Origin of the sequence: Micromonospora sp. R77, assembly GCF_022747945.1 — a bacterium.
In the GTDB taxonomy this organism is placed as follows: Bacteria; Actinomycetota; Actinomycetes; order Mycobacteriales; family Micromonosporaceae; genus Micromonospora.
Window position 1 is genome coordinate 2,171,536 of the sequence record NZ_JALDST010000001.1, and the last position, 23,045, is coordinate 2,194,580.

At 74.0% G+C, this 23,045-nt stretch carries 16 protein-coding genes and 1 pseudogene; 6 read left to right on the forward strand and 11 right to left on the reverse strand.

Annotated elements, in window-relative coordinates; translation table 11 throughout:
• Positions 1–68: 68 nt before the first annotated feature.
• A complete protein-coding gene (locus tag MRQ36_RS10020; RefSeq protein WP_242794598.1) occupies positions 69–2,900 on the reverse strand; it encodes an adenylate/guanylate cyclase domain-containing protein in 2,832 nt (943 codons plus the stop codon).
• A 157-nt stretch (positions 2,901–3,057) separates the two neighbouring features.
• Positions 3,058–3,279: a zinc ribbon domain-containing protein gene (locus tag MRQ36_RS10025; RefSeq protein ID WP_242794599.1), complete on the reverse strand. Its 222-nt coding sequence runs from the start codon at positions 3,277–3,279 to the stop codon at positions 3,058–3,060.
• A 705-nt stretch (positions 3,280–3,984) separates the two neighbouring features.
• Between MRQ36_RS10025 and MRQ36_RS33870 the strand changes: the two genes are divergently transcribed.
• From MRQ36_RS33870 to MRQ36_RS10040, 3 genes are all read left to right on the forward strand, one after another.
• Positions 3,985–4,569 carry a lytic murein transglycosylase gene (locus MRQ36_RS33870; protein WP_242794600.1) on the forward strand — a complete coding sequence of 195 codons (585 nt, stop codon included), beginning with the start codon at positions 3,985–3,987 and terminating at the stop codon, positions 4,567–4,569.
• A gap of 72 nt (positions 4,570–4,641) precedes the next feature.
• Positions 4,642–5,658: a GNAT family N-acetyltransferase gene (locus MRQ36_RS10035; RefSeq protein WP_242800985.1), complete on the forward strand. Its 1,017-nt coding sequence runs from the start codon at positions 4,642–4,644 to the stop codon at positions 5,656–5,658.
• A gap of 95 nt (positions 5,659–5,753) precedes the next feature.
• Positions 5,754–9,026, forward strand: coding sequence for a lamin tail domain-containing protein (locus MRQ36_RS10040; RefSeq protein WP_242794601.1), 3,273 nt, complete (start codon positions 5,754–5,756; stop codon positions 9,024–9,026).
• Positions 9,027–9,058: 32 nt separating this feature from the next.
• Here the strand turns inward: MRQ36_RS10040 and MRQ36_RS10045 are convergent, their stop codons facing one another.
• From MRQ36_RS10045 to MRQ36_RS10070, 6 genes are all read right to left on the reverse strand, one after another.
• A complete protein-coding gene (locus MRQ36_RS10045; protein WP_242794602.1) occupies positions 9,059–9,586 on the reverse strand; it encodes a helix-turn-helix transcriptional regulator in 528 nt (175 codons plus the stop codon).
• 667 nt (positions 9,587–10,253) lie between these two features.
• Positions 10,254–11,237, reverse strand: a complete 984-nt coding sequence (gene hemB, locus MRQ36_RS10050; RefSeq protein ID WP_242794603.1) for a porphobilinogen synthase — start codon at positions 11,235–11,237, stop codon at positions 10,254–10,256.
• 19 nt (positions 11,238–11,256) lie between these two features.
• Positions 11,257–12,837, reverse strand: coding sequence for a uroporphyrinogen-III synthase (locus tag MRQ36_RS10055; protein ID WP_242794604.1), 1,581 nt, complete (start codon positions 12,835–12,837; stop codon positions 11,257–11,259).
• The gene (hemC, locus tag MRQ36_RS10060; protein WP_242794605.1) at positions 12,834–13,802 is read right to left on the reverse strand and encodes a hydroxymethylbilane synthase; all 969 of its coding nucleotides are present in this window, start codon (positions 13,800–13,802) and stop codon (positions 12,834–12,836) included. Before hemC ends, MRQ36_RS10055 begins: the two co-directional genes overlap by 4 nt.
• The gene (locus MRQ36_RS10065) at positions 13,799–15,223 is read right to left on the reverse strand and encodes a glutamyl-tRNA reductase (protein WP_242794606.1); all 1,425 of its coding nucleotides are present in this window, start codon (positions 15,221–15,223) and stop codon (positions 13,799–13,801) included. The genes hemC and MRQ36_RS10065 overlap by 4 nt, the downstream gene beginning before the upstream one ends.
• On the reverse strand, positions 15,220–15,990 hold the full coding sequence (locus tag MRQ36_RS10070; protein ID WP_242794607.1) for a redox-sensing transcriptional repressor Rex: 771 nt from the start codon (positions 15,988–15,990) through the stop codon (positions 15,220–15,222). Before MRQ36_RS10070 ends, MRQ36_RS10065 begins: the two co-directional genes overlap by 4 nt.
• Before the next feature lie 398 nt (positions 15,991–16,388).
• On the opposite strand from MRQ36_RS10070, the gene MRQ36_RS10075 reads away from it, so the two are divergent.
• Together MRQ36_RS10075 and MRQ36_RS10080 are read left to right on the forward strand one after the other, a co-directional pair.
• Positions 16,389–17,684: a sensor histidine kinase gene (locus tag MRQ36_RS10075; RefSeq protein WP_242794608.1), complete on the forward strand. Its 1,296-nt coding sequence runs from the start codon at positions 16,389–16,391 to the stop codon at positions 17,682–17,684.
• Positions 17,685–17,970: 286 nt separating this feature from the next.
• Entirely contained in the window at positions 17,971–18,627 is a 657-nt protein-coding gene (locus MRQ36_RS10080; RefSeq protein WP_242794609.1) for a response regulator transcription factor, read from the forward strand.
• A 145-nt stretch (positions 18,628–18,772) separates the two neighbouring features.
• On the opposite strand, the gene MRQ36_RS10085 is transcribed toward MRQ36_RS10080, so the two are convergent.
• The 3 genes from MRQ36_RS10085 to MRQ36_RS10095 form a co-directional block, all read right to left on the reverse strand.
• Positions 18,773–19,423, reverse strand: a complete 651-nt coding sequence (locus MRQ36_RS10085; RefSeq protein ID WP_242794610.1) for an HAD family hydrolase — start codon at positions 19,421–19,423, stop codon at positions 18,773–18,775.
• A 91-nt stretch (positions 19,424–19,514) separates the two neighbouring features.
• The gene (locus MRQ36_RS10090; protein WP_242794611.1) at positions 19,515–19,769 is read right to left on the reverse strand and encodes a glutaredoxin family protein; all 255 of its coding nucleotides are present in this window, start codon (positions 19,767–19,769) and stop codon (positions 19,515–19,517) included.
• Positions 19,759–21,438: an AMP-binding protein gene (locus tag MRQ36_RS10095; RefSeq protein ID WP_242794612.1), complete on the reverse strand. Its 1,680-nt coding sequence runs from the start codon at positions 21,436–21,438 to the stop codon at positions 19,759–19,761. Before MRQ36_RS10095 ends, MRQ36_RS10090 begins: the two co-directional genes overlap by 11 nt.
• A 482-nt stretch (positions 21,439–21,920) precedes the next feature.
• On the opposite strand from MRQ36_RS10095, the pseudogene MRQ36_RS10100 reads away from it, so the two are divergent.
• Positions 21,921–22,899, forward strand: a pseudogene (locus MRQ36_RS10100) (ECF subfamily RNA polymerase sigma factor, BldN family).
• Positions 22,900–23,045: the final 146 nt, after the last annotated feature.

Consider the following 23,045-nt stretch of genomic DNA (forward strand, 5'->3'; position numbering starts at 1 on the left):
CCCATGATCAACGCGATGAGGAGGGGAGGTGAGGGGGAGGTGAGGGGCAGGCAGGGTGGGGTGGGGGGTTAGGCGGGGTGGGGGTTGGCGGTGGGGTGGTGGGAGAGGGGGGCGGTGCGGGTGGCGGGGGTGTGCGGGGGACTGAAGCGGGGAGAGTCGGCGGCCAGGTCCGGGTGCTCCACGCGGAGGGCGAGGGCTGCGGCCTCCGCCAGGGCCAGCTCGCCGCCCTCCCCGTACGCCGCGTCGAAGGCCGCGTCGCCGAGCACCCGACGCAGCTCCGCCTGCCGCGCCAGCCAGTACGGACCGTAGAGGCCTGGGGTGGCGCGCAGGTTCGCCCGGGTGGCCTGCGCCGCCCCGAACAGCCGGGCCGCGGTGACCGGCTCGTCGCCGAGCGCGCAGCGCACCGCGATCGCGTTCACCGTGTCGCAGGCGCGACCCAGATAGCCGTGGCTCATCCGGGAACGGAGCGCCACCTGCAGGTGCTCGTGCGCCGCGACCAGGTCACCCCGGGCCAGCGCCACCATCCCGAGCAGCATGTCCACCGACCGCCGGCCCCGCTCCACCGGCCGGGCCGCCTCCACCGGGCGGGCCCCGCCGAGCAGCTCGGCCGCCTCGTCCAGCGCGCCCCGCCGCCACAACAGCTCGGCGAGGTTGTAGATGGCGATCAGCGCGTCCGGGACCACGTCCTGCTGCCGGGCCCAGTCGATCACCTCGCGGCAGACCCGCTCGGCTTCGGCGAACTGGCCCAGGTCCACCAGCGGGGCGGCCCGACCGGCCAGGACGCGGGCCAGTAACCCCAGGTCACCGGCCTGCCGAGCGGCCGCCTCCGCGCGCTGCGAATAGCGCAGTTCCTCGGCGAACTCGCCGTCCGCGCCGGCGTGCAGCGAGTGCATGTGGTACGCCGCCGCCAGCTCCGCCTCCGGGATCTCCTCCCCGGTCTCGGCGAGCCGGCCATAGAGCCGGAACAGCCAGAGCCGCCCCTCCCGGGCCAGCCCGCGCTCCCGCCACCACTGGTCCAGCCCACCGGCCAGCCGCAGCCCCAGCCGGGCGCTGCCCCCGGTGGCGCACCAGCGCAGGGCGGCCCGCAGCTCCCCGGCGAGCGGGTCCAGCGCGTACAGGGAGAGGGTGACCGGCCGGCCGTCCGGGCCCAGGTGGGCGCGTTCCAGTGCGTGCCGGGACCAGGCGACGTGCCGGTTGCGGGCCTGCTGCTCCTCCCCCGCCTCCACCAGCCGGCGGGCCGCGTACGCCCGGATCGGGTCGAGCATCCGGTAGGTGCTGCCCGAGGCGTGCGGGTCGGCCAGCACCATCGACTTGTCCACCAGGACCGACAGCGGGTCGAGCGGGTCCTCGTCGAGCAGCCACTGCACCGTCGGCAGGTCCACCGGGCCGGCGAAGACCGCCAGCCAGCGCAGCAGTCGCGCCGAGCGCGCCCCCAACGTCCGGTACGACCAGGTGACCGTGGCCTGCATGGTGAGGTGCCGTTCGCTGGCAGACCGGAGCACCGCCCGGGACGCCGGGCTGGGCGGTGGAGCCCCCGCCGCGGCGGCCACCAGGTCGACGGTGTCCTGCTGGTTGCCCGCCCAGCCCTGCTCCACCGGCGGCTCCGGGGCGGCCCGCCCGGCGTCCAGCGTGCCGAGCATGTCGTCCAGGCGTTCGGCGAGCTGCCCGACCGAGAGCACCCGCAGCCGGGCCGCCGCCAGCTCGATGGCGAGCGGCACCCCGTCCAGCCGCCGTACCACCCGGCGCAGGTCGGCCTGCTCCGTCGGGTCCGGCGGCCGGCCGCCCCGGGCCGCCGTGGTCCGCTCCAGCAGCAGGGCCACCGCGTCGCTCTCCGCGCCGTCGGGTCGCGGGTCCACCGAGAGCGACGGGATCCGCCACACCACCTCGCCGGGCAGGCCGAACGGCTCCCGGCTGGTGGCCAGCACCCGGACGTCCCGGCCGCCGGCGAGCAGCCGGGAGATCACCTCCGCCGAGGCGGCCGGCTGGGCGTCGCAGGTGTCCAGCAGCACCAGCATCCGGCGGGTCGCCGCGTACTCGACCAGGGTGTCCACCATCCGCCGGCCGGGCTCCGGACGGAGCCCGAGCACGGCGGCGATCTCGAACGCGACCAGCCCCGGGTCGGTCACCGCGGCGATGTCGACGAACCAGACACCGTCCGGATGGGACTCGACGACGCCGGCGGCCAGCTCCACCGCCAACCGGGTCTTGCCGGTGCCGCCCGCGCCCAGCACGGTCACCAGCCGGTGCCCCTCGACCAGCCGGCCCAGCTCCGCCCGCTCGGCCTCCCGGCCGACGAACGAGGTGGCCTGGGTGGGCAGGTTGTGCGCCACCGCGTCGGCGGTACGCGGTCGCGGGAACATCCGCTCCAGTCCCGGGGCGACCAGCTGGAACAGCCGCTCCCGGTCGTCGAAGCCGCGCAACCGGTGCAGCCCGAGGTCCACCAGGGACGCCCCGGCCGGCAACGGGACGGCGTGCCGTGCGGTGGTGCCCGAGCAGAGCACCTGCCCGCCGTGCGCGGCGGCGGCCACCCGGGCCGCCCGGTGCACCTCGGGACTGGCGTACTCGCCGTCGCGGGGTTCGGCGTACCCGGTGTGCAGGCCCATCCGCACCCGGGGCGCGGCCTCCGGGGTGGGCCAGTCGTGCGTGCTCAGCGCCCGCTGCGCGGTCAGGCAGGCGGTCAGCGCGGCCGTCGCGTCGGCGAAGGCGAGGAAGAAGGAGTCCCCCTCGGTCAGCAGCTCCGCGCCGTCCGTGGCGGCCAGGGTGTCCCGCAGCAGCCGGCGATGTTCGCGCAACACCGGGCGGTAGCCCGGACCGAGCAGCTGGGCCAGCCGGGTGGAGCCCTCGATGTCGGTGAACACGAAGGTCACCCATCCGCTCGGGAGGTGGATCCGTGACGACATGCGTGGAACCTCCGCCCCTGACGTCGGCTTCATGCTGCCCTATGGTCGCGTCGTCACGCATCGTGAGAACGGCCGGGCAGGTTCCGACTCAACGTGCCAGTGCCACCGACCGCCGGCAACCGGCCGGTCGACCACCGGGACGAGGCGGCCGGGCCGTTCAGCAGCCGCAGCCACCCCCGCAGCAACCGCCGCCGGACGGTGCGGACGGACCGCCGACGGGACCGCCGCCACCGCGCCCGGTGACCGCGACGGTGGAGAGGAGTTTGACCGTGTCGGCGTGTCCCTGGGGGCAGGACGCGGGGCTGCCGGCCTCGGCCATCGGCCGGTTGACCTCGAAGGTGTCGCCGCAGGCGCGGCAGCGGAACTCGTACCGGGGCATGTCCACAGCGTACGACCGAGGCTGACGGGCCGGCGGACATGGGTGATACTCGACGCGTGGTGGACGGCGAGGAGAGCGTGACGGTTCGGCCCCTGCGACCGGCCGCGCCGCCCGCCGGCCCCGCGGCCGAAGCCGGCCCCAAGGCCGGCCGCCAGGCGGACGCCGTCCGGAAGGCCGACCCGAAGGCGAAGGCCGACCCGAAGGAAAAGGTCGACCCGAAGGCTAAGGCCGACCCGAAGGAAAAGGTCGACCCGCAGGAAAAGGTCGACCCCGAGGCGAAGGCTGACCCCGGGGGAACGGCCGGGACCGGCACGGTCGGTGGGCGGCGTCGGCGGATCCCGTACGCGCACGCGCTGCGGATGCCGCCCCGGCAACTGGCCGTCGCCGCGACCCGCGCCACAAGGTCCTGGTCGCGTCGCCCCAGCGGCCGGGTCGCCCTGTCCGGGCTCTTCCTGCTGCTCCTGGTCGCCGGCACCGGCGCGGCCGGCGTGCTGCTGGTGCCCAGGGCCGCGCCCCGGCCCGAGCCGGTGGCCGTGGACGCCACCGCCACCGGCTCCGTCGACGGCGTACCCTCCGGTGGCGCCCTGCCCGGGGCGACCGGCACCGCCGTGCCCTGCCCGGGGCGACCGCGCTGCCCGGCGGCACCCTTCCGCCCGCGACCGCGCTGCCGGGCGGGGGCGGCCCACCGGGCCGGTGGTCGGCGCGGTGCCGACCGGCCGGCCGGCGGACGCCCTGGCCGGCTGGGCGCAGCAGATGAGCACGCGGACCGGCATCCCGACGGTGGCCATGCAGGCGTACGGCTACGCCGAGCTGGTGCTGGGCCAGACGCACCGGTCCTGCCAGCTCAGCTGGACCACGCTGGCCGCGATCGGCTACGTGGAGTCCGCGCACGGCTCGGCCAACGGCGCCACCCTCTCCACCGACGGACGGGCCGTGCCGGAGATCATCGGCGATCCGCTGGACGGGCAGGGCGGCCGGTCCCGGATCCTCGACACCGACAAGGGCAGACTCGACCGGGACAGCACCTACGACCGGGCGATCGGGCCGATGCAGTTCATCCCCACCACCTGGGCGCAGATCGGCGCGGACGCGGACAACGACGGCCGTGCCGACCCGCACGACATCGACGACGCCGCCCTCGCCGCCGGCAACTACCTCTGCGCGGGCGGCCGGAACATGACCATCTCCGGCGACTGGTGGGGCGCCATCCTCTCCTACAACGACGTCCGCCGGTACGCCCAGGCCGTCTTCGACAAGGCCAACGAGTACGGACAGGTCAGCCGTACGTGAAGTGATCGTCCGCATACATTGGAGGACTGGACACTTCCCCCCGGCAGCCGTTGACGGCAAGCTAGACGGGTGATGGTGCGCGAGTGGGATCCCAGGACCGCGTCGTCCGCCGAGATCGCGTCGCTGCTGGACACGCTCAACGCGGTGCTGGCGGCCGACCTCCCGCAGGACCCGCCGTGGCGGGAGAGTTCCCTGCGGGAATACCTCGCCGAGGTGATGCCCGGTGAGCGGCGGATCTCCTGGGTCGCCCAGGCCGAACCGGCGACGGACGGCACCCCGGGGGCGATCCTCGGGCACGTGCACGTGCTGCTCCTCGGCGACATCGGCGTACTGGAGGTGCTCGTGCACCCCGCCGTCCGGCGGACCGGACTGGGTCGCACGCTGGTGAAGCTCGCCGCCCGGCGGGTGTGGGACGAGGGCTTCCAGTCGATCGGCGTCGAGGTGGTCGGGGACACCCCGGCGGTGGCGTTCTACGAGGCGCTCGGCTTCACCCGGGAATACGTCGAGACCCGCAGCGTGCTCGACCTGGGCGCGGTGGACTGGCCGGCGCTCACCGAGATGGCCACCGGCATCGGCGCCGGCTACCACCTGGAGTTCTGCCCCGGCGGTCCGCCCGACGACCTGATCGAGGCGTACGCGCGGGCCAAGGCCGAGGTGCGCGACGCCGACGACGGCGACCTGCGCCCCAGCTCCTACGACCCGGAGCGACTGCGGGACAGCCTCGACACCCTGCACCGGCGCGGCATGAAGCCGTACATCGTGCTGGCGCTGCACGAGCAGAGCGGGGAGGTGGCCGGGCTGACCGAGGTGGTGGTGCCCGCGCAGCACCCCACCCGCGCCGACCAGTACGACACGATCGTGGTGCAGGACCACCGGGGTTACGGCATCGACCGGGCGATCAAGGCGCGGATGCTGCTGGAGCTGCGCTCGGCCGAGCCGGAGCTGGCCGAGGTGCAGACCTGGAACGCGCAGGCCAACGAGGCGATGCTCAAGGTGAACGCCGAGTTGGGCTACCGACCGGACCGCGAATGGTGCGAATACGGCGTCGACGTGGCCGAGCTGGTGCACCGCCTGGACGCCACTCGTTGACTCCTGTTCACCGAACGGCCTGCTCGGGGGATGGACGCCGGACAGGACCGCCCCTTAACGTGCGTTAGTTCCCGTCCACCCATCGTGGAGGCTTCATGCGCCCGCGCCGCACACTCGCCGCGCTCGCGACCACCGCCGCCGTCACCGTCACGGCAATCGGCGTCGCACCCCCCGCGGCCAGCGCCGCGCCCACCGACCTGTTCATCTCCGAGTACGTCGAGGGCTCGTCCAACAACAAGGCGATCGAGCTCTTCAACGGCACCGGCGCACCGGTGGACCTCACCGCCGGCGGTTACCAGCTCCAGTTCTTCTTCAACGGCGCCACCACCTCGACGAACGTCGCGCTGAGCGGCACCGTCGCCGCCGGTGACGTCTTCGTCTTCGCCGCCTCCTCGGCCGCCCCGGCGATCCTCGCCCAGGCCGACCAGACGTACGGCTCGTCGCTGTTCAACGGCGACGACGCGATCGTGCTGCGCAAGGGCACCACCGTGCTGGACTCGATCGGCCAGGTCGGCGTCGACCCGGGCACCGAGTGGGGCACCGGGCTCACCAGCACCGCCGACAACACCCTGCGCCGCCTGGCGTCGGTCAGCTCCGGTGACACCGACCCGTCGGACGCCTTCGACCCGGCCGCCCAGTGGGCCGGGTTCGCCACCGACACCTTCGACGGGCTGGGCAGCCACTCCGTCGACGGCGGCGGCGGACCGGTCGACCAGCCGGCCACGCTGACCTGCGGCGGCGCGCTCACCGTCGAGGCGGGCGGCACGGCCACCCGCGACGTCACCGCCACCGACGCGGACGACACGATCACCGACGTGGCGATCGCCGTCGACCCGACGCCGGCGGCCGGCTCGATCAGCCGTACCGCCTTCACGCCGGCCGGCTCGGTCGGCGGCACCGCCACGGCCACGCTGACCGCCACCGGGCTGCCCGCCGGCTCGTACGCGGTGACCGTGACCTCGACCGACGCTGACGGCGGCACCGCCACCTGCACGGTGACCGTGCAGGCCACCAGCGTGCTGTCGGTGGGCGAGGTGCAGGGCCGCACCGGCGACGACGAGAACGGTCGCACCGACCGCTCGCCGCTCGCCCCGGCCAGCGGCAACGGCACCAGCTCCACCCTCTACGACGTCCGCGGTGTGATCACCCAGAAGTCGCTCACCCGCACCTCCGCCGGGGCCGACCAGTACGGCTTCTATCTGCAGAGCCGCACCGGCACCGAGGACGGCGACCCGCTCAGCTCGGACGGCATCTTCGTCTTCACCGGCTCGTTCACCACGCTGATCGGTGGCTACGCGCCGACCGTCGGCGACGAGGTGGTGCTGCGCGGCCGGGTGTCGGAATACTTCAACCAGACCCAGCTCTCCAGCGCCTCGCTGGTCCGCAAGCTCGACTCCGGGCTGGACGTCGACACGGCCGTCCAGGTCGACGACGCCACGCCGCCGGCCGACGCGACCGGCGCCGACCTGTTCTGGGAGCGGCACGAGGGCGCCCGGCTGCGGGTCCGCTCGGGCAGCGGGGTCTCCGCGCCGCGGCACATCTACGCCTCCACCGCCGACTCCGAGATCTACGTGGTGGACCGCGAGGACCCGATCATGAAGCGGACCGACCCGTACGCCCGCCGGGTGTTCCGGGACGCCCACCCGCTGGACGACATCCCCGGCACGCTCTTCGACAACGGCAACAACCAGCGCATCCTGCTCGGCGCGGGCGGGGTGAAGGCGACCGCCGGTGACTCGACCGCGCTGCTGCCGGAGGCCCGCACCTTCGACACGCTGACCGAGGACGCCTACGGCGCCATCTCGTACGCGTTCAGCAAGTACAGCGTGCAGCCGGAGCAGCTGACGCTGACCGGTGGCGCGGACCCGTACGCGAACAACCCGCCGCAGCCGGCGAACCGCAACACCGAGGTCGCGGTGGCGACCTACAACCTGGAGAACCTGTACGACTACCGGGACGACCCGTTCGACGGCTGCGACTTCGCCGGTAACTCGGGGTGCACCGGGGTCAGGCCGCCGTTCGACTACGTGCCGGCCAGCGAGGCCGAGTACACCGCGCGGCTGGGCGTGGAGGCACGGCAGATCATCACCGCCCTGCAGAGCCCCGACCTGGTGATGGTGCAGGAGGCCGAGGACCAGGACATCTGCTCGGTCGCCGACGGCAAGCTGGTCTGCGGTGACACCGACAACGCCGACGGCGCGCCGGACACCATCCAGGAGCTGGCGCTCACCATCGCCGCGAACGGCGGCCCCGCCTACGCCGCCGCGTACGACCGGACCGGCGCGGACGCCCGGGGCATCACCTCGGCGTTCCTCTACCGCACGGACCGGCTGACGCTGGCCGAGGCGACCGCCACCGACCCGCTGCTGGGCTCCGCCCCGACGGTGGACTACCGCTCGGCGGGCCTGCCGGCCAACGCGGACGTGCAGAACCCGAAGGCCCTCAACGCGGTGCTGCCGGACGACGTGGACCGCTCCACCGGCGTGGACGGCGTCAACGTCTACACCCGGGCCCCGCAGCTCGGGAAGTTCACCGTGGCGGCGGCGCCCGGCTCGACCGAGCACTACACGCTCTGGGCGCTGAGCAACCACTACTCGTCCGGTCCGGACAGCCGGGTCGGGCAGCGGCGGGAGCAGGCGGCCTACGGTGCCGCGCTGGTCAAGGCCATCGAGGCGAGCGACCCGAACGCCCGGGTGATCTACGGCGGTGACCTGAACGTCTTCCCGCGCCCGGATGACCCGATCGCCACGGAGGCGAACCCGACCCCCTCGGACCAGCTCGGTCCGCTGTACGGGGCCGGGATGCACAACCTCTGGGACGACCTGGCGGCGGACGTGCCGGCGGCGGCGTACTCGTACACCTTCAGTGGGCAGGCGCAGACGCTGGACAACCTCTTCGTCAACGACAAGCTCCACGACGACCTGGTGCAGATCCGCGCGGCGCACATCAACGCCGACTACCCGACGGACACCGAGGGCCTCGGTGACCGGGGGGCCAGCGACCACGACCCGCAGGTGGCCCGGTTCCGTTCCCGGGCGTCGCTGAGCGTCGCGGACGCCACGGTGGTCGAGGGGAACAAGGGCAACACGACCCTGAACTTCACCGTGACGGTGTCCCGGCCACTGTCGGAGTCGGCGCTGATCTGCGCCGTCACCTACGGCACCACCGCGCAGCCGGGTTCGGACTATGACCCGTACGTCGGCTGCCGCACCCTGGCGGCCGGGCAGACGTCGCTCACCTTCCCGGTGACCGTCCACGGTGACAAGAAGCCGGAGGCGAACGAGCAGCTGAAGCTGCTCGTGACCGGCGTGCCGGGGCTCCGGGTGGTCGACGGCGTGGCCATCGGCACCATCACCAACGACGACTGACGACCGGTCCACGAAGCGGCCCGTCGTCCGGCTCACCAGCCGGGCGGCGGGCCGATCTCGTGTACGCCCCGGCGCGGCAGGGGCGGTCGCGGCGCGCCTCGGTACTTCGCCACCCGCACCTCCCACTGGCTGCGCCGGCGTAGCGCGTCCCGGACCGCCCGGTCGCGGTAGAACGTCTCCGGCGGCCGGGCCAGGCCGTACCGGTCGGCCCACCACTCCCCCGGCTCAGGATCGGTGACGACGTCCAGGTGGGACGGATACCGACGCTCGGCACCGTCCCGCAGGTCGGCGCGGTCGCGCATGGGTTTGAGCACCCGGCCCGCATCGTCGACCACGGCCAGCCGGAAACCGGCCACGCCGATGATGCGGCGGAGCACGGCGATGCTCGGCGTCAACGAGCCCGCCTCGATGCGTCCGATGGTCGTCGGGTGCACCCCGACGAACCGCGCCAGCTCCCGTTGGCTCGCGTCGGCCCGGCGACGCACCGCGCGGACGATACCGGCGGCGGGCCACGGGGTGTCGAGAGGCTCGGTGAGCAGTGCCGGCGGCTCGCGGGGCACGTCGGCGGTCGTTCCGCTGCGTGTCGCTGCCGTCCCGGCCTCCGGCTCGGGTGGCTCGGGTCGCTCCGTCGGCTGCGATGATTCCGGCCGTTTCGGGCTGTCGGGGTCGGTCACACCGCAAGCCTCACGGCCGACAGCTGCCGTGACAACCTCGCCGGTGCCGCCTGTGGACAACCGATCCGGCTGTGGATAACCCGCCGGGCTCGCCGCCGATCACCCTGCCTGCGGACTCGCCTTCCGAACACCTGCACAGTCACTGACGGTGAGACTCACCATGCGTAACGGCTTGCGACTCGTCCAGCACTAGATCCTCACCTGGAAACGGACAAGACGGGCAAATGACCGGGTCTGCCCCGCCGTCCACCTCTCACTTCGGCTCCCTTTGCTCTGCAGCCATCGACGCACCGGAAGCTCTCCGTCACCGCTGCGCTAATGGCTGCAGAGCAAAGGGAGGCGCGATGGTGGGGAGCGGGCGCGCCCACCAGTACAGAGAGTGATGAAACCGAACGGCGCAGGCGGCGTGGGCAGCGTCCACCAGGTCAGGCACGGACCAGCGCCCGTCCGCCCACGCCGTCCGCTCCGGCGACGCCCCCTGCGGCGACAGCGCGGTCCGGCGCCAGCGCGGCCGGTCGCGACCGGACGCTCGCCGAGACCCGCTGGTCACCGCTCAGTAGCGCTGGCGGAGCAGTCCGGCAGCCTCGACGGCCCAGTAGGTGAGGATGATCTGCGCGCCGGCCCGCCGGATCGAGGTGAGCGTCTCCAGCATCACCTGCTCCCGATCGATCCAACCGTTCGCGGCGGCCGCCTCGACCATCGCGTACTCGCCGGAGACCTGGTAGGCGGCGACCGGGACGTCGACCGCGGCCCGGACGGCGGCGACCACGTCGAGGTAGGGCAGGGCCGGCTTGACCATCACCATGTCGGCGCCCTCGGCGACGTCCAGCTCGACCTCGCGCAGCGACTCCCGCAGGTTGGCCGGGTCCTGCTGGTAGGTGCGCCGATCGCCTTCCAGGCACGACTCCACCGCGTCCCGGAACGGACCGAAGAAGGCGGAGGCGTACTTCGCGGCGTACGCGAGCACGGCGACGTCCTGGTGCCCGGCGGCGTCCAGGGCCCGGCGGACCACACCCACCTGGCCGTCCATCATCCCGGACGGCCCGACCACGCCGACCCCGGCGTCCGCCTGGGCCACCGCCATCTCGGCGTACGCCGCCAGCGTGGCGTCGTTGTCGACGCCGCCGTCGGGGGTGAGCAGGCCGCAGTGCCCGTGCGAGGTGAACTCGTCCAGGCAGAGGTCGCTCATCACCACGGTGGCGTCGCCTACCTCGGCGACGACGTCGCGGATGGCGACGTTGAGGATGCCCGCCGGGTCGATGCCACCCGAGCCGGTCTCGTCCCGCTGCGCCGGCACCCCGAAGAGCATGATCCCGCCCACACCGGCCTGGACCGCCTCCACGGCGGCCTTGCGCAGCGAGTCCCGGGAGTGCTGGAGCACCCCCGGGAGCGACGCGATGGCCCGCGGCTCGGTCAGCCCCTCCTTGACGAACATCGGCACGACCAGCTCGGCCGGGTCGACGCGGGTCTCGGCGACCAGCCGCCGCACGGCCGCGTTACGGCGCAGCCGGCGGGGCCGGATCTCGGGGTACGGCATGACGGGCCTCCCGGAACGATCAGCGGAACCTCAGGGCGGTGGGCCCCTGCACCTTCGAGCCGCGGCGCTGCTTCGCCGGCATGGCGGCGAGCTTCTCGCGCAGCTCGACGGCGTAGGCGGCCAGCGCCTCCACCAGGTCGGGCACCGAGGCGTGCTGAGGCTGGACGTCGACCCGCAGGCCGAACTCCGTCGCGGTCTCGGCCGTCTTGGGCCCGATCACTGCAACCACGGTACGGGCGTGCGGCTTCCCCGCGATACCGACCAGATTGCGCACTGTCGAGGAGGACGTGAAGAGCACCGCGTCGAACCCGCCCGACTTGATCGCGTCGCGGATCTCGGCGGGCGGCGGGGCGGCCCGGACGGTCCGGTACGCGGTCACGTCGTCGACCTCCCAGCCGCGCTCGGTGAGCCCGGCGGCGAGGGTCTCGGTGGCGATGTCGGCGCGCGGCAGCAGCACCCGGCCCACCGGGTCGAGGATCTCGTCGTGCGGCGAGAACTCGGCCAGCAGCCCCTCGGAGGACTGCTCGCCGGACGGGACCAGCTCCGGCTGGATGCCGAAGGCGCGGACCGCGTCGGCGGTCGCCTCGCCGATGCAGGCGATCTTGACGCCACCGAAGTGCCGGGCGTCCAGGCCGTGCTCGGCGAACTTCTCCCAGACCGCGCGGACCGCGTTCACCGAGGTGAAGATCACCCAGGCGTACCGGCCGTCGACCAGGCCCTTGACCGCCCGCTCCATCTGGGCGGGGGTACGCGGCGGCTCGACCGCGATGGTCGGCACCTCGCACGGGATCGCCCCGTACGCGCGCAGCCGGGCACTCATCGCGCCGGCCTGCTCCTTGGTGCGGGGGACGAGCACCTTCCAGCCGTACAGCGGGCGGTTCTCCCACCAGCTCAGCCTGTCCCGCTGGCCGACACCCTCGCCCACGGTCAGCACCACCCGGCCGGTGAAGCCGAGCGCCGCCGCGACGAACGAGTCCACGGTCGACGTGGTGGTGTACTGCGTCTCGCCGGTGCCGTCGCCGGTCACCCCGACGCCGGTCGTGCCGTCCACCCCGGCGGCCAGCAGGCCGTCCCGGATCGCGGCCAGGTCGCCCGCGTCCACGGCCAGGGCGAGCGAGCCCCGGCCGACGGCGGCGGCCAGCGCGTCGAAGTCCAGCGTGCTGACGTCCTCGACGTCGGCGGCGGTCCGTACGCCCGGCAGCGGCACACCGGCGTAGGTGGCCACGCCCTCGGCCTGGCCGACGCCCGGGACCACCTCGAAGTGCGCGGCGGTACGCGCCACCGCCTGCACCTCCTTGACCACGGAGTCGTGCCCGAAGGGGTCACCGGCGACCAGGTGCACCGCGTTCAGCCCGGAACGGGCCGCGGAGATCAGCACCTTCGCCACGTCCCCCGGTACGCCCTCGGCGGGGCTGAACTGGGCGTCGGACCTGGCCTGGGCGCGGACGGCGTCGAGCAGCGACTCGGGGACTCCCCGGTCGTACACCACCTGGTCGGCGTCGACCAGGGCGTCGTGCGCCCGGCGGGTCAGCAGGCCCGGGTCGCCGGGTCCGGCCCCGACGAACGCGATGCGGCCTACGGGCTTACGGGTGCGGGTCATTCTGTGCTCCCAAATTGCTGGGTCCCCGGGCCGGCGTGTCCTTCGTGGCCGAGGATCGAGTCGGCGCCGAGCTCGAGGAGTTCGGCGGCGAGTGCCTTGCCGATCTCCGCCGCGTCGGCGGGCGTTCCGGTGCGGGACAGCCGGAGGTCACGAGTACCGTCCGGGCTGATCACCGCCCCGCGCAAATAGATCTCATCACCGTTGTCGCCTTCGGCGAGTTCGGCATAGGCGGCGACGGGTGCGCTGCACCCGGCCTCCAGGGTGGCCAGCAGCGCCCGTTCCGCGGTGACCGCGGCGCGGGACGGTGCGTGGTCGAGCACCGCGAGCAGCTCGACCAGGTCCGGGTTGTCGCTCCGGCACTCCACGGCCAGCGCGCCCTGGGCGGGCGCGGGCAGCATCAGCATCGGGTCGAGCGTCTCGGTGATCACGTCGGTCCGGTCGAGCCGGGCCAGTCCGGCCCGGGCCAGCACGACCGCGTCGAGGTCGGCGTCCGGGCCGAGCACCCGACCGAGCCGGGTGTCGACGTTGCCCCGGATCGGGGTGACCTCCAGCTGCAGGCCGAGCGCGTGCAGCTGGGCGATGCGGCGCAGCGCGCCGGTGCCGACCACCGCACCCGGCGGCAGCTCGGCGAGCGTACGGCCGCCCTTGGCGACCAGCGCGTCCCGCGGATCCTGCCGGGGTGGCACCGCCGCGATGTGCAGCCCGGCGGCGCCCGCCGTCGGCAGGTCCTTGTACGAGTGGACGGCGAGGTCGATGGTGCCGGCGGTCAGCGCGTCCCGCAGGGCGGAGACGAAGACACCGACGCCGAGCCGGTGCACCGGGGCGGACGAGCGGTCCCCGGCGGTCACCACCTCGACCAGCTCGACCGTGCGACCGGTGGCCGCGGTGAGGGCCTCGGCGACCTGGCCGGACTGGGCCATCGCCAGGGCGCTGCCCCGCGTGCCGAGGCGCAGGGGGGCGGTCATCGCGTACCTCCGGTGGACGGGACGTCGGCGGCGTCGAAGGACGACCGTCCGTCGGTGGTGGTGCCGGCCGGCCAGGTGGCGTCGGCACCGGGGTCGGCCGGCTCGGGCGCGGCGTCGACGACGTCGGGCACCGTGTCGACCGGGGAGGTCTGTGGCACCTCCAGGTCGAACAGCTCGCGCAGCAGGGCCGCGTACTGATCGCCGCCCGGCTCGGCGGCGAGCTGGCGGACCCGCACGGTGGGCTGGTGCAGCAGCCGCTGCACCACGCGGTGCACCGTCCGGGCCACCTCGGCGCGCTGGTCGTCGGTGAGGTCCGGGCGACGCTGGGCCAGCCGGCGCAGCTCGGCGGTGACCACGTCGTCGGCGCGCCCGCGCAGGGCGGCCACGGTGGGTGCCACGTCGGCGCCGCGCAACCAGGACAGGAACGCCTCGACCTCGCCCGCGACGATCCGGGTCACCTCGGCGGCGTCGGCGGTGGCCGGCCCGTCGGCGAGCACGCCGGCCAGCCGGTCGATGTCGATCACCTCGACCCCGGCCAGTCCGGCCACGCCGTCCTCGACGTCGCGCGGGACAGCGAGGTCGAGCAGGACCAGCGGGCCCCGGTCGGCGTCCCGGCGGGCCAGCGTCCGGGTCACCACGTCCCTGGTGAGCACCGGTTCGGTGGCGGCGGTCGCGGCCACCACGATGTCCACTGCGGAGAGCGCGGTGACCAGTTCGGCCATCGGGACCGCGGTGGCGCCGTACGACTCGGCCAGCCGGACGGCACGCGCGGCGCCGCGGTTGGTCACGGTGAGCGGCCCGGCGCCCAGCCGGGACAGCGTCGCCACGCCCAGCGAGCCCATCGCGCCGGCCCCGACGACCATGGCGGGCCGGCCGGCCAGGTCACCGTCGAGCAGGTCCGCGGCCAGGTCGAGGGCCGCGGTGACGACGCTCTGACCGGCCCGGTCGATGTTGGTCTCGGCGTGCGCGCGCTTGCCCACCCGCAGCGCCTGCTGCATCAGCTCGTGCAGCAGCCGGCCGGCGGCGTCGGCGCCGCCGGCCCAGTGGTAGGCGTCCCGGAGCTGGCCGAGGATCTGCGCCTCGCCGACGACCATCGAGTCCAGGCCGGCGGCGACCCGGAAGACGTGGTCGACGGCGGCGGCGTCGTAGTGCACGTAGAGGTGGTTGGCGAACGCACCGGGCGGCGCCCCGGCCTGCTCGGCCAGGACCGCGCAGATGTCACCGAGGCCGCCGTGAAAGCCGGTGACCGAGGCGTAGACCTCCACCCGGTTGCAGGTGGAGACGAGGACGGCCTCGTTCACGTACGGCTGGGCGACGAGCCGGTCCAGGGTGCGGGTGAGTTCGGTGGGGGCGACCGCCAGCTGCTCCAGGACGGCGACCGGAGCGGTGCGGTAGGACGCGCCGACGACGAGCAGTTTCACGTGCCGATCGCCTCCTGGGTGTCGGTGGCCGCGAGTCCGCCGGGCAGGGCGGCCAGGGCGGTCCCGCCGGTGGCGGGGAGCGCGGTCAGCGACGCCTTGCGGTGCTCGTGGAAGGACAGGATCTGCAGCTCGATCGCGAGGTCGACCTTGCGCACGTCGACCCCCTCCGGCACCGAGAGTACGCACGGCGCGAAGTTGAGGATGCTGGTCACGCCGACGGCGACGAGCTGGTCGGCGACCGCCTGGGCGGCCGGCGCCGGGGTGGCGATGACGCCGATCGAGATCGACTCCTCGACGGCCGCCCGGGGCAACTCGTCGACATGCCGTACGACCAGGCCGTTTATCTGTTCGCCGACGCGCGACGGGTCCGCGTCGAAGAGGGCGGCGATCCGGAAGCCGCGGCTGGTGAAGCCGTCGTAGCCGGCGAGGGCGTGACCGAGATTACCCACCCCGACCAGGGCGACCGCGCGGCATTTGGTGAGCCCGAGCACCGAGGAGATCTGCTCGACCAGCAGGGCCACGTCGTAGCCGACACCCCGGGTGCCGTACGAGCCGAGGTGCGACAGGTCCTTGCGGAGCTTCGCCGAGTTGACCCCGGCGGCGTTGGCCAGGCCCTCGCTGGACACCGTCTCGTGGCCGCCGTCGGCGAGATTGTGCAGGGCACGGAGGTATTCCGGGAGCCGCGCGACGGTCGCCTCGGGCAGGTCCGGGAGCGCCGGTACGGCACCGGCGCGGCCGGGCGCGCCTGGGTGACGGTGCTGACTCATGAGACTCCGTGCGGTGCGATCCTCGACCAGCGTCGGCGGCCGGTCGTTTCGGGACTCCCGCTGGCGACCGTTGTTGCCGGCTGTGCTAGCAGGGCGCGTCGAAACTACAGAGTAGGCGCTTGTGAAGACGTGCACAAATCGCGATCTTGCTGGCCCGCGACGCGCCTCCACCTGCCCCTCCATTCCACAAGATCGATCTGACGCACTCCGTCGGCGCCGCTCGGCGATTATTGCTCAATCCCGACTTCTCTGACCAATCGCGCGCGCTCCGTCGCGCTGTGTCACCGACGATCTGGGGTGAGCCTCACTCCCGGGGCCGCCCGGTAGGGACAGCCCCACCTCCGACAGGCCGGTGTACGGGATGGGTCGCGGGCGCGTACGCCCATAGCCTCGGAAGCATGACCGCCCTTCCCCTGGCCAGCGTGCCGGCGCCCGCCCGCGGCATCACCCGACAACTCCTGAGCGACTCGCAGTACGTGCTGCTCGGACTGCCGCTGGCCGTCGTCAGCTTCGCCGTCATGGTGGTGGGGATCGCACTCAGCGCCGGACTCCTGGTGACCGTGCTCGGCCTGCCGGTCCTCGCCGGCACCCTCTACGCCGCCCGGGGACTCGCCGACCTCGAGCGGCTGCGGCTGCCCGCCGTGCTGCGCCAGCCCCGGGTCCGCCCCGCGTACCGGACGCCCGAACCGGGCGCGAAGGCGTGGCGGCGGATCTTCCTGCCGATGCGCGACGCGCAGTCCTGGCTCGACCTGGTGCACGGCCTGTTCAAGCTGGTGCTCGCCATCCCGACCTTCGTGCTGACCGTGGTCTGGTGGGCGCTCGCCGTCGCCGGCACGCTCTACGCGGCGTACGACTGGGCCATCCCCCGCGGCCCGGACGACCAGGACCTCAGCCAACTGCTCGGGATGGGCGACGGGGCCGTGGCGCGGATCGCGGTGAACACCGCCATCGGGCTGTTCTGCCTGTTCACCCTGCCGCTCCTGGTACGCGCCTGCGCCCTGCTCCAGGCCGGCTTCGCCCGCTCCCTGCTGACCGGGGTGGCCGAGATGCGCAACCGGATCACCACGCTGGAGGAGCAGAAGCGGGCCGCCGTCTCCGCCGAGGCCACCGCCCTGCGCCGACTGGAACGGGACATCCACGACGGCCCGCAGCAGCGCCTGGTCCGGCTCGCCATGGACCTGAGCCGGGCCCGGCAGCAACTCGCCGCCGACCCCGAGGCGGCCCGCCGCACCCTGGACGAGGCCGTCACCCAGACCCGGGACACCCTCGACGAGCTGCGCGCCCTGTCCCGGGGCATCGCCCCGCCGATCCTGGTGGACCGGGGGCTGCCCAGCGCCCTGGCCGCCCTCGCCGGCCGCGCGCTGGTGCCGACCGAACTGGCGGTGGACCCGGACCTCGGCACCCCCGGGGGACGGCTCGACCCGGCGGTGGAGAGCACGGCGTACTTCGTGGTGGCCGAGGCCCTGACCAACGTGGCGAAGCACAGCGGGGCCGCCGCGTGCCGGGTCACGGTCAGCCGCGCCCCCGACCGGCTGGTGATCAGCGTCTCCGACGACGGCGTGGGCGGCGCGCATCCGGCCAAGGGGCACGGGCTCGCCGGCATCGCCGACCGGGTGCGGGCCACCGGCGGCACCCTGGAGGTGGACAGCCCGGTCGGCGGCCCGACCGAGATCCGCGCCGAACTTCCCCGCTGACCGGATCTGATCGGGCCGCCCCGGCTGCGGGTGACCGCCGGGCGGCCACCGGTCCCCGGGCTGTCCTGCCGGACCGCACGGCTCGGGCCTCCCGGACCGCAGAACCACGGCCGGCCTCCGGACCGCACCGGCTCAGGGCCGGCCTTCCGGACCGCACTACCGGGACGGCCTCCTGGCCGCTCAGGTCTCCCGGGTCCGCGAGCACGGCCGGCCTGCCGGACGAGCACGGCTGAGGGGCGGCCTGCCGGGCCCTGCGAAGCGCACCGGACGTGATAGACACCGGATCATGCGAGTGGTGATCGCGGACGACGCCGTACTGCTCCGGGAGGGGCTGTCCCGGCTGCTGACCGAGTCGGGGCACCAGGTGGTGGCCGCTGTGGGCGACGGTGACGCCCTGGTCGAGGCGGTGGTGGCGCACCGGCCCGACGTCTCCGTGGTGGACGTCCGGATGCCACCGTCGCACACCGACGAAGGGTTGCGCGCGGCCGTCGAGGCGCGCCGGCTGGTGCCGCGTACGCCGATCCTGGTGCTCTCCCAGTACGTCGAGGTGTCGTACGCCGACGACCTGCTGGCGACCACCGGCGGGGCCGGCGGCGGCGGGATCGGCTACCTACTCAAGGACCGGGTGGCCGCGATCGACGAGTTCCTGGACGCGCTGACCCGGGTGGCCGGCGGCGGGACGGTGCTCGACCCGGAGGTGGTCGGCCAACTGCTGGTCCGCCGCCGCCGGGACGACCCGTTGCGGGAACTCACCCCGCGCGAACGGGAGGTCCTCGGGCTGATGGCCGAGGGCCACTCCAACACCGCCATCGCCCGCATCCTGGTGGTCAGCGACGGCGCGGTGGAGAAACACGTCCGCAACATCTTCACCAAACTCGCCCTGCCCCCCGACGCCGACCAACACCGCCGAGTCCGAGCCGTCCTCACCTACCTCCGCCCCTAACCCCCTCCCCACCCTCCCACCCACCATTTCCACTGTTGATCATGGAGTTAGCGGCACTCATGGAGATCAACTTCGCCGCCAATCCCATGATCACCGGGGCCAGGGGGCGGGGGTGGGGGGGGTGGGGGGTGGGGGGTGGGGTGGGTCAGGGGAGGGTGGTGGCGAGGGTTACGGCTCGGGTGAGGGTGTCGGCGGTGGGGTGGCCGGAGGCGCGTAGGCGGGTGGGGTCGGAGAGGCCGCCGGTGTAGAGGACGCAGCGCGCCCCGACCGATCCGGCGGCGTCCGCGTCGTCGATCGAGTCGCCGATCAGCACCACCTGCTCGCCGTCGAGGCCCAGCTCGGCGAGGTGCTTCTCCAGCCACCCGGCCTTGAACCCGCCGCCCACGGTCCCCCGCAGCCCGTCGACCCGGGTGAAGTGGGCGGTCAGGCCGTAGGTGTGCACCGTCGGCACCAGCTCGTCGTGGAACCACATGGACAGCAGTGACTGGCTGCCCGGCCAGGCCGCGATGGCGGCGGTCGCGTCGGCGGCCAGCGCGCAGCTGGTCAGCCCCGCCCGGTACGCGTCGTGGAAGATCCGGTCCAGCTGCTCGAACGCCTCGTCGTCGACCGCCCGACCCAGCATCTCGGCGTAGTAGTCGGCGATCGGGCGGCGGAAGCGCGCCCGGTGCTCGTCGGCGCTGACCGCCGGCCCGCCGGCGCTGGCGAAGGCCACGTTGGTGGCCTGGACCACCAGGCTGAGGTCGTCGAGCAGGGTGCCGTTCCAGTCCCACACCAGGTGGTGGCGAGCAGGGGTCATCGCAGCACCATAATCGAGCCCGTCGAGCCCGCCGGCAGCCAGCCCGTCCACCCCACTGGCGGCCCGTGCCGCGTGGGGCACCGTCAGCGGCTCAGAGCTGCGGGGTGGTCAGGTCGCGCAGCAGCCGTTCCTCCTCCACCCGCCAGTAGCCGTGCTCCTTGCCGTCGAGCAGCACCACCGGCAGCCGGTCGCCGTACTCCCGCTCCAGCTCGACGTCGCCGGTGACGTCCTTCTCCAGCCAGCGGTCACCGGTCACCGCCACCACCCGGTCGAGGGCCGTCTTGGCGTCCTCGCAGAGGTGGCAGCCCGGACGGGTGATCAGGGTGAGCCGGGCGTCACTGGACATCGGAAACCTCCGTGCGGGTCTCGGGCGGCGCCGCGGGCGCCGGCACCGGAGGCGCCGACGGGCGGAGCTGGGTCTTGCGTACCTTGCCGATCGCCGAGTAGGGCAGCGCGTCGACGAACTCGACCCCGGTCGGGCACTTGAAGCGGGCCAGGTTCCGGGCGCAGTGGGCCAGCAGCTCCTCCCCCGTCACCGTGGCCCCCGGTGCCCGAACCACGTACGCCCGGACAGTCTCCCCGGTCCGCGGGTGCGGCACACCCAGGACCGCGGACTCGGCCACCCCCGGGTGCGTTTCGAGCACCAGCTCGACCTCGTGCGGATAGACGTTGAAGCCGTTCACCAGGATCAGCTCGCCGAGCCGGTCGACCAGGAAGAGGTCCCCGTCGTCGTCGGCGTACGCAACGTCACCGGTGGCCCACCAGCCGGCGGCGTCCGGGCCGCCCCGACCGTCCGGCCAGTAGCCGGTGAAGAGGTTCGCCCCCCGGACCACGATCTCGCCGGGGTCGGTGCCCGTGTCGACGTCGGAGATGTCCAGCTCGTCGGGCTCCTCCTCGGGCACCGGCGCGCCGTCGCGCCACAGGTCCGCCCCGTCGGGGCCGACCAGGCGCAGCGCCACGCCGGGCAGCGGCCGGCCGATCGAGCCGGCCTTCGGCGTGCCGCCGACCAGGGTGGAGGTGAGCACCGGCGCGGTCTCGGTCAAGCCGTAGCCGACGTGCACGGCACGGCCGGTGAGCTGCGCGAACCGCGCCGCGACGGCCGGCGGGAGCGGCGCCGCGCCGCAGACCGCGACCCGCACCGACGCGGTCGCCGCGGCCAACTCGGCCCCGGCGTCCGCCCAGGCCAGGAACATCGACGGTACGCCGACCAGCACGCTGACCCGGTGCCGGGCGATCTCGGCGAGCGCCCCGCCCGGACCGGGCTCGTCGACGAGCACCCCGGTCGCACCATGGTGGACCACGGCACCCAACCCCGAGTTCAGCCCGTACGCGTGGAACAGCGGCAGCGCCAGCAGCACGATGTCGTCGGGGCCGACCACCGGCGGGCTGATCCGGGCCACCTGCTCGTGGTTGGCGGCCAGCGCGCGGTGCGGCAGCATCGCGCCCTTGGGCCGGCCCTCGGTGCCGGAGGTGTAGAGGAGCACGGCCAGGTCCTCGCCGCCCCGGTGGGGGAAGCCGACCGGCCCGGTCGGGTCGGTCACCGGCGGGGCGGTGTGCACGGCGGTCAGCGCGGGCAACTCGGCGGCCAGGCCGGCGACCCGGTCGCGCACCTCCGGCGTGCAGATCAGCACGGTCGCGCCGGAGTCGGCGAGCACGTGCCGCAACTCCCGCGCGGTGTAACCGGGGTTGACCGGCACCGCCACCAGACCGGCCCGCAGCACCGCGAGACAGCCGACCACGAAGTCCGGGGTGTTGCCGAGCGCGAGCGCGACCCGCGGTGGGTGCCGGTCGGCCGGCGTCGCGGCGGGCACGCCGGCGGCCAGGGCGCGCGCGGTGGCGGTCACCGCGGCGTCCAGTTGGGACCAGGTGAGGGTCTGCTCCCGCCAGTGCAGCGCGGGGCGGTCGCCGTGGGCGACGGCCGCCCGCCGGAGCCGGTCGGCGAGGTTGGGCGCGGAGCTGTCGACTGCGTCCTGCACGGTCGCTGAGTCTGGCACAGCCGCCCACCGCCCGGCCATGCCCGTACGCCGAATGGGGGTGACGGCGAGCGTGGTCCCGCCGGACGGACCGCCCCGGGCGGCCGGCCGACCCCGGCGGGGTGACCGCGACGGACGTCCCGCCGCGACACGCCGACGGGCGCCGGCAGTGCCCCCGACCAGGACTTTCCACTCCGGACCAGCTCCCGGCCGCAAAGTCAACCGCACACGACGGACAACCGGTCCGCCAGTCGCATGACCGGAAGGGAAATACTTCCGCCCTGTGTAACGGACTTGCCACGCACGGGTGACGTTGGCCCTATCATCACTCGGGTCAGCTCACCCCATTTGCCGTGAGTTGACACCCCTCAGCCCGAGGAGGCCCCCGTGCCTGTGAGCGCATTGGACCAGCACCTCAAGGTGACCTGCCGCCCGGCGGCGGGTCCCGGAGCGGCCCGGCCCGGTCCCGCCGCGTCGTCGCGACGACCGGCGCGGCCCCGCCCTGCGCGGAACGGGGAGGCCCGGTGAGCGCCTTCGGTTGGACCGAACGGCCGGCCGGCCTGACCGGCCCGGCACCTCGGGCAGCGGTCAACGAGCGGCTGGATCCGGCGGAGAACGGCTCCGGGCTCGCCCTGCGCGGCGAGGGGCGGCGGCTGCGCAACCGGTCGCACCACAACGAGGCACCCGCCCGACCGGCACAACCCGGCGGCAACGCGCTGCCGGCCGCCGGCCGGGTCGGCACGTCGCCGCGCCCCCATGCCCGTGCAGGGCCGCCGGTCCGGCGAGCCGCCGGCGGTGAGCGACCCGTCGGCGGGCGAGACGGCCGTGTTCCCCACGGTCCCGGCCGGTGACACGGCGGTGCTGCCCGCGGTACCGGCCGAGGCCGCACCACCCGCCACCACCGCGACCGGCTATCCGAGCCGGCCCGACCCGTCCGACCCCGCCACCGAGGTGTGGTCCCTGGTCGAGCGGGCCCAGGCCGGCGAGGCCGAGGCGTTCGGCCTGCTCTACGACCGGTACGTCGACACGGTCTTCCGCTTCGTCTACTTCCGGGTGGGCAACCGGCAGCTCGCCGAGGACCTGACCTCGGACACCTTCCTGCGCGCGCTCAAGCGGATCGGCAGCTTCACCTGGCAGGGCCGGGACCTCGGCGCGTGGTTGGTGACCATCGCCCGCAACCTGGTCGCCGACCACTTCAAGTCCGGCCGCTACCGGTTGGAGGTCACCACCGGGGACGTGCTGGACGCCGACCGCGAGGACCGCGGGCCGGAGGGCAGCCCCGAGGCGGCGGTGGTGGAGCACATCACCAACGTCGCCCTGCTCACCGCCGTCAAGCAGCTCAACCCGGAGCAGCAGGAGTGCATCGTGCTCCGGTTCCTGCAGGGCTTCTCGGTGGCCGAGACGGCCCGGACGATGGGCAAGAACGAGGGCGCCATCAAGGCCCTGCAGTACCGGGCCGTACGGGCCCTGGCCCGGCTGCTGCCCGACGGCTTCCAGCCCTGACCCACCGCCGCTGACCCGCCACCGTGACGGGGGCGGGCGACCCGTCACGCCAACGTGACGGCAATCACTCTTCGTGATTTCGCCTCCGTCGGCCCCGTAACCGGCACCCGGCGCGGACCGTTTCTCCGGGTGCGACCAGTGGTTGT

Coding starts and splice junctions, on each gene's coding strand:
- hemC (WP_242794605.1), bottom strand. CDS start 13,802: ATGACCGCCCCCCTGCGCCTCGGCACGCGGGGCAGCGCCCTGGCGATG.
- MRQ36_RS10080 (WP_242794609.1), top strand. CDS start 17,971: ATGCGAGTGGTGATCGCGGACGACGCCGTACTGCTCCGGGAGGGGCTG.
- MRQ36_RS10090 (WP_242794611.1), bottom strand. CDS start 19,769: ATGTCCAGTGACGCCCGGCTCACCCTGATCACCCGTCCGGGCTGCCAC.
- MRQ36_RS10095 (WP_242794612.1), bottom strand. CDS start 21,438: ATGGCCGGGCGGTGGGCGGCTGTGCCAGACTCAGCGACCGTGCAGGAC.
- hemB (WP_242794603.1), bottom strand. CDS start 11,237: ATGCCGTACCCCGAGATCCGGCCCCGCCGGCTGCGCCGTAACGCGGCC.
- MRQ36_RS10040 (WP_242794601.1), top strand. CDS start 5,754: ATGCGCCCGCGCCGCACACTCGCCGCGCTCGCGACCACCGCCGCCGTC.
- MRQ36_RS10055 (WP_242794604.1), bottom strand. CDS start 12,837: ATGACCCGCACCCGTAAGCCCGTAGGCCGCATCGCGTTCGTCGGGGCC.
- MRQ36_RS10085 (WP_242794610.1), bottom strand. CDS start 19,423: ATGACCCCTGCTCGCCACCACCTGGTGTGGGACTGGAACGGCACCCTG.
- MRQ36_RS10075 (WP_242794608.1), top strand. CDS start 16,389: ATGACCGCCCTTCCCCTGGCCAGCGTGCCGGCGCCCGCCCGCGGCATC.
- MRQ36_RS10070 (WP_242794607.1), bottom strand. CDS start 15,990: ATGAGTCAGCACCGTCACCCAGGCGCGCCCGGCCGCGCCGGTGCCGTA.
- MRQ36_RS10025 (WP_242794599.1), bottom strand. CDS start 3,279: ATGCCCCGGTACGAGTTCCGCTGCCGCGCCTGCGGCGACACCTTCGAG.
- MRQ36_RS10035 (WP_242800985.1), top strand. CDS start 4,642: ATGGTGCGCGAGTGGGATCCCAGGACCGCGTCGTCCGCCGAGATCGCG.
- MRQ36_RS10020 (WP_242794598.1), bottom strand. CDS start 2,900: ATGTCGTCACGGATCCACCTCCCGAGCGGATGGGTGACCTTCGTGTTC.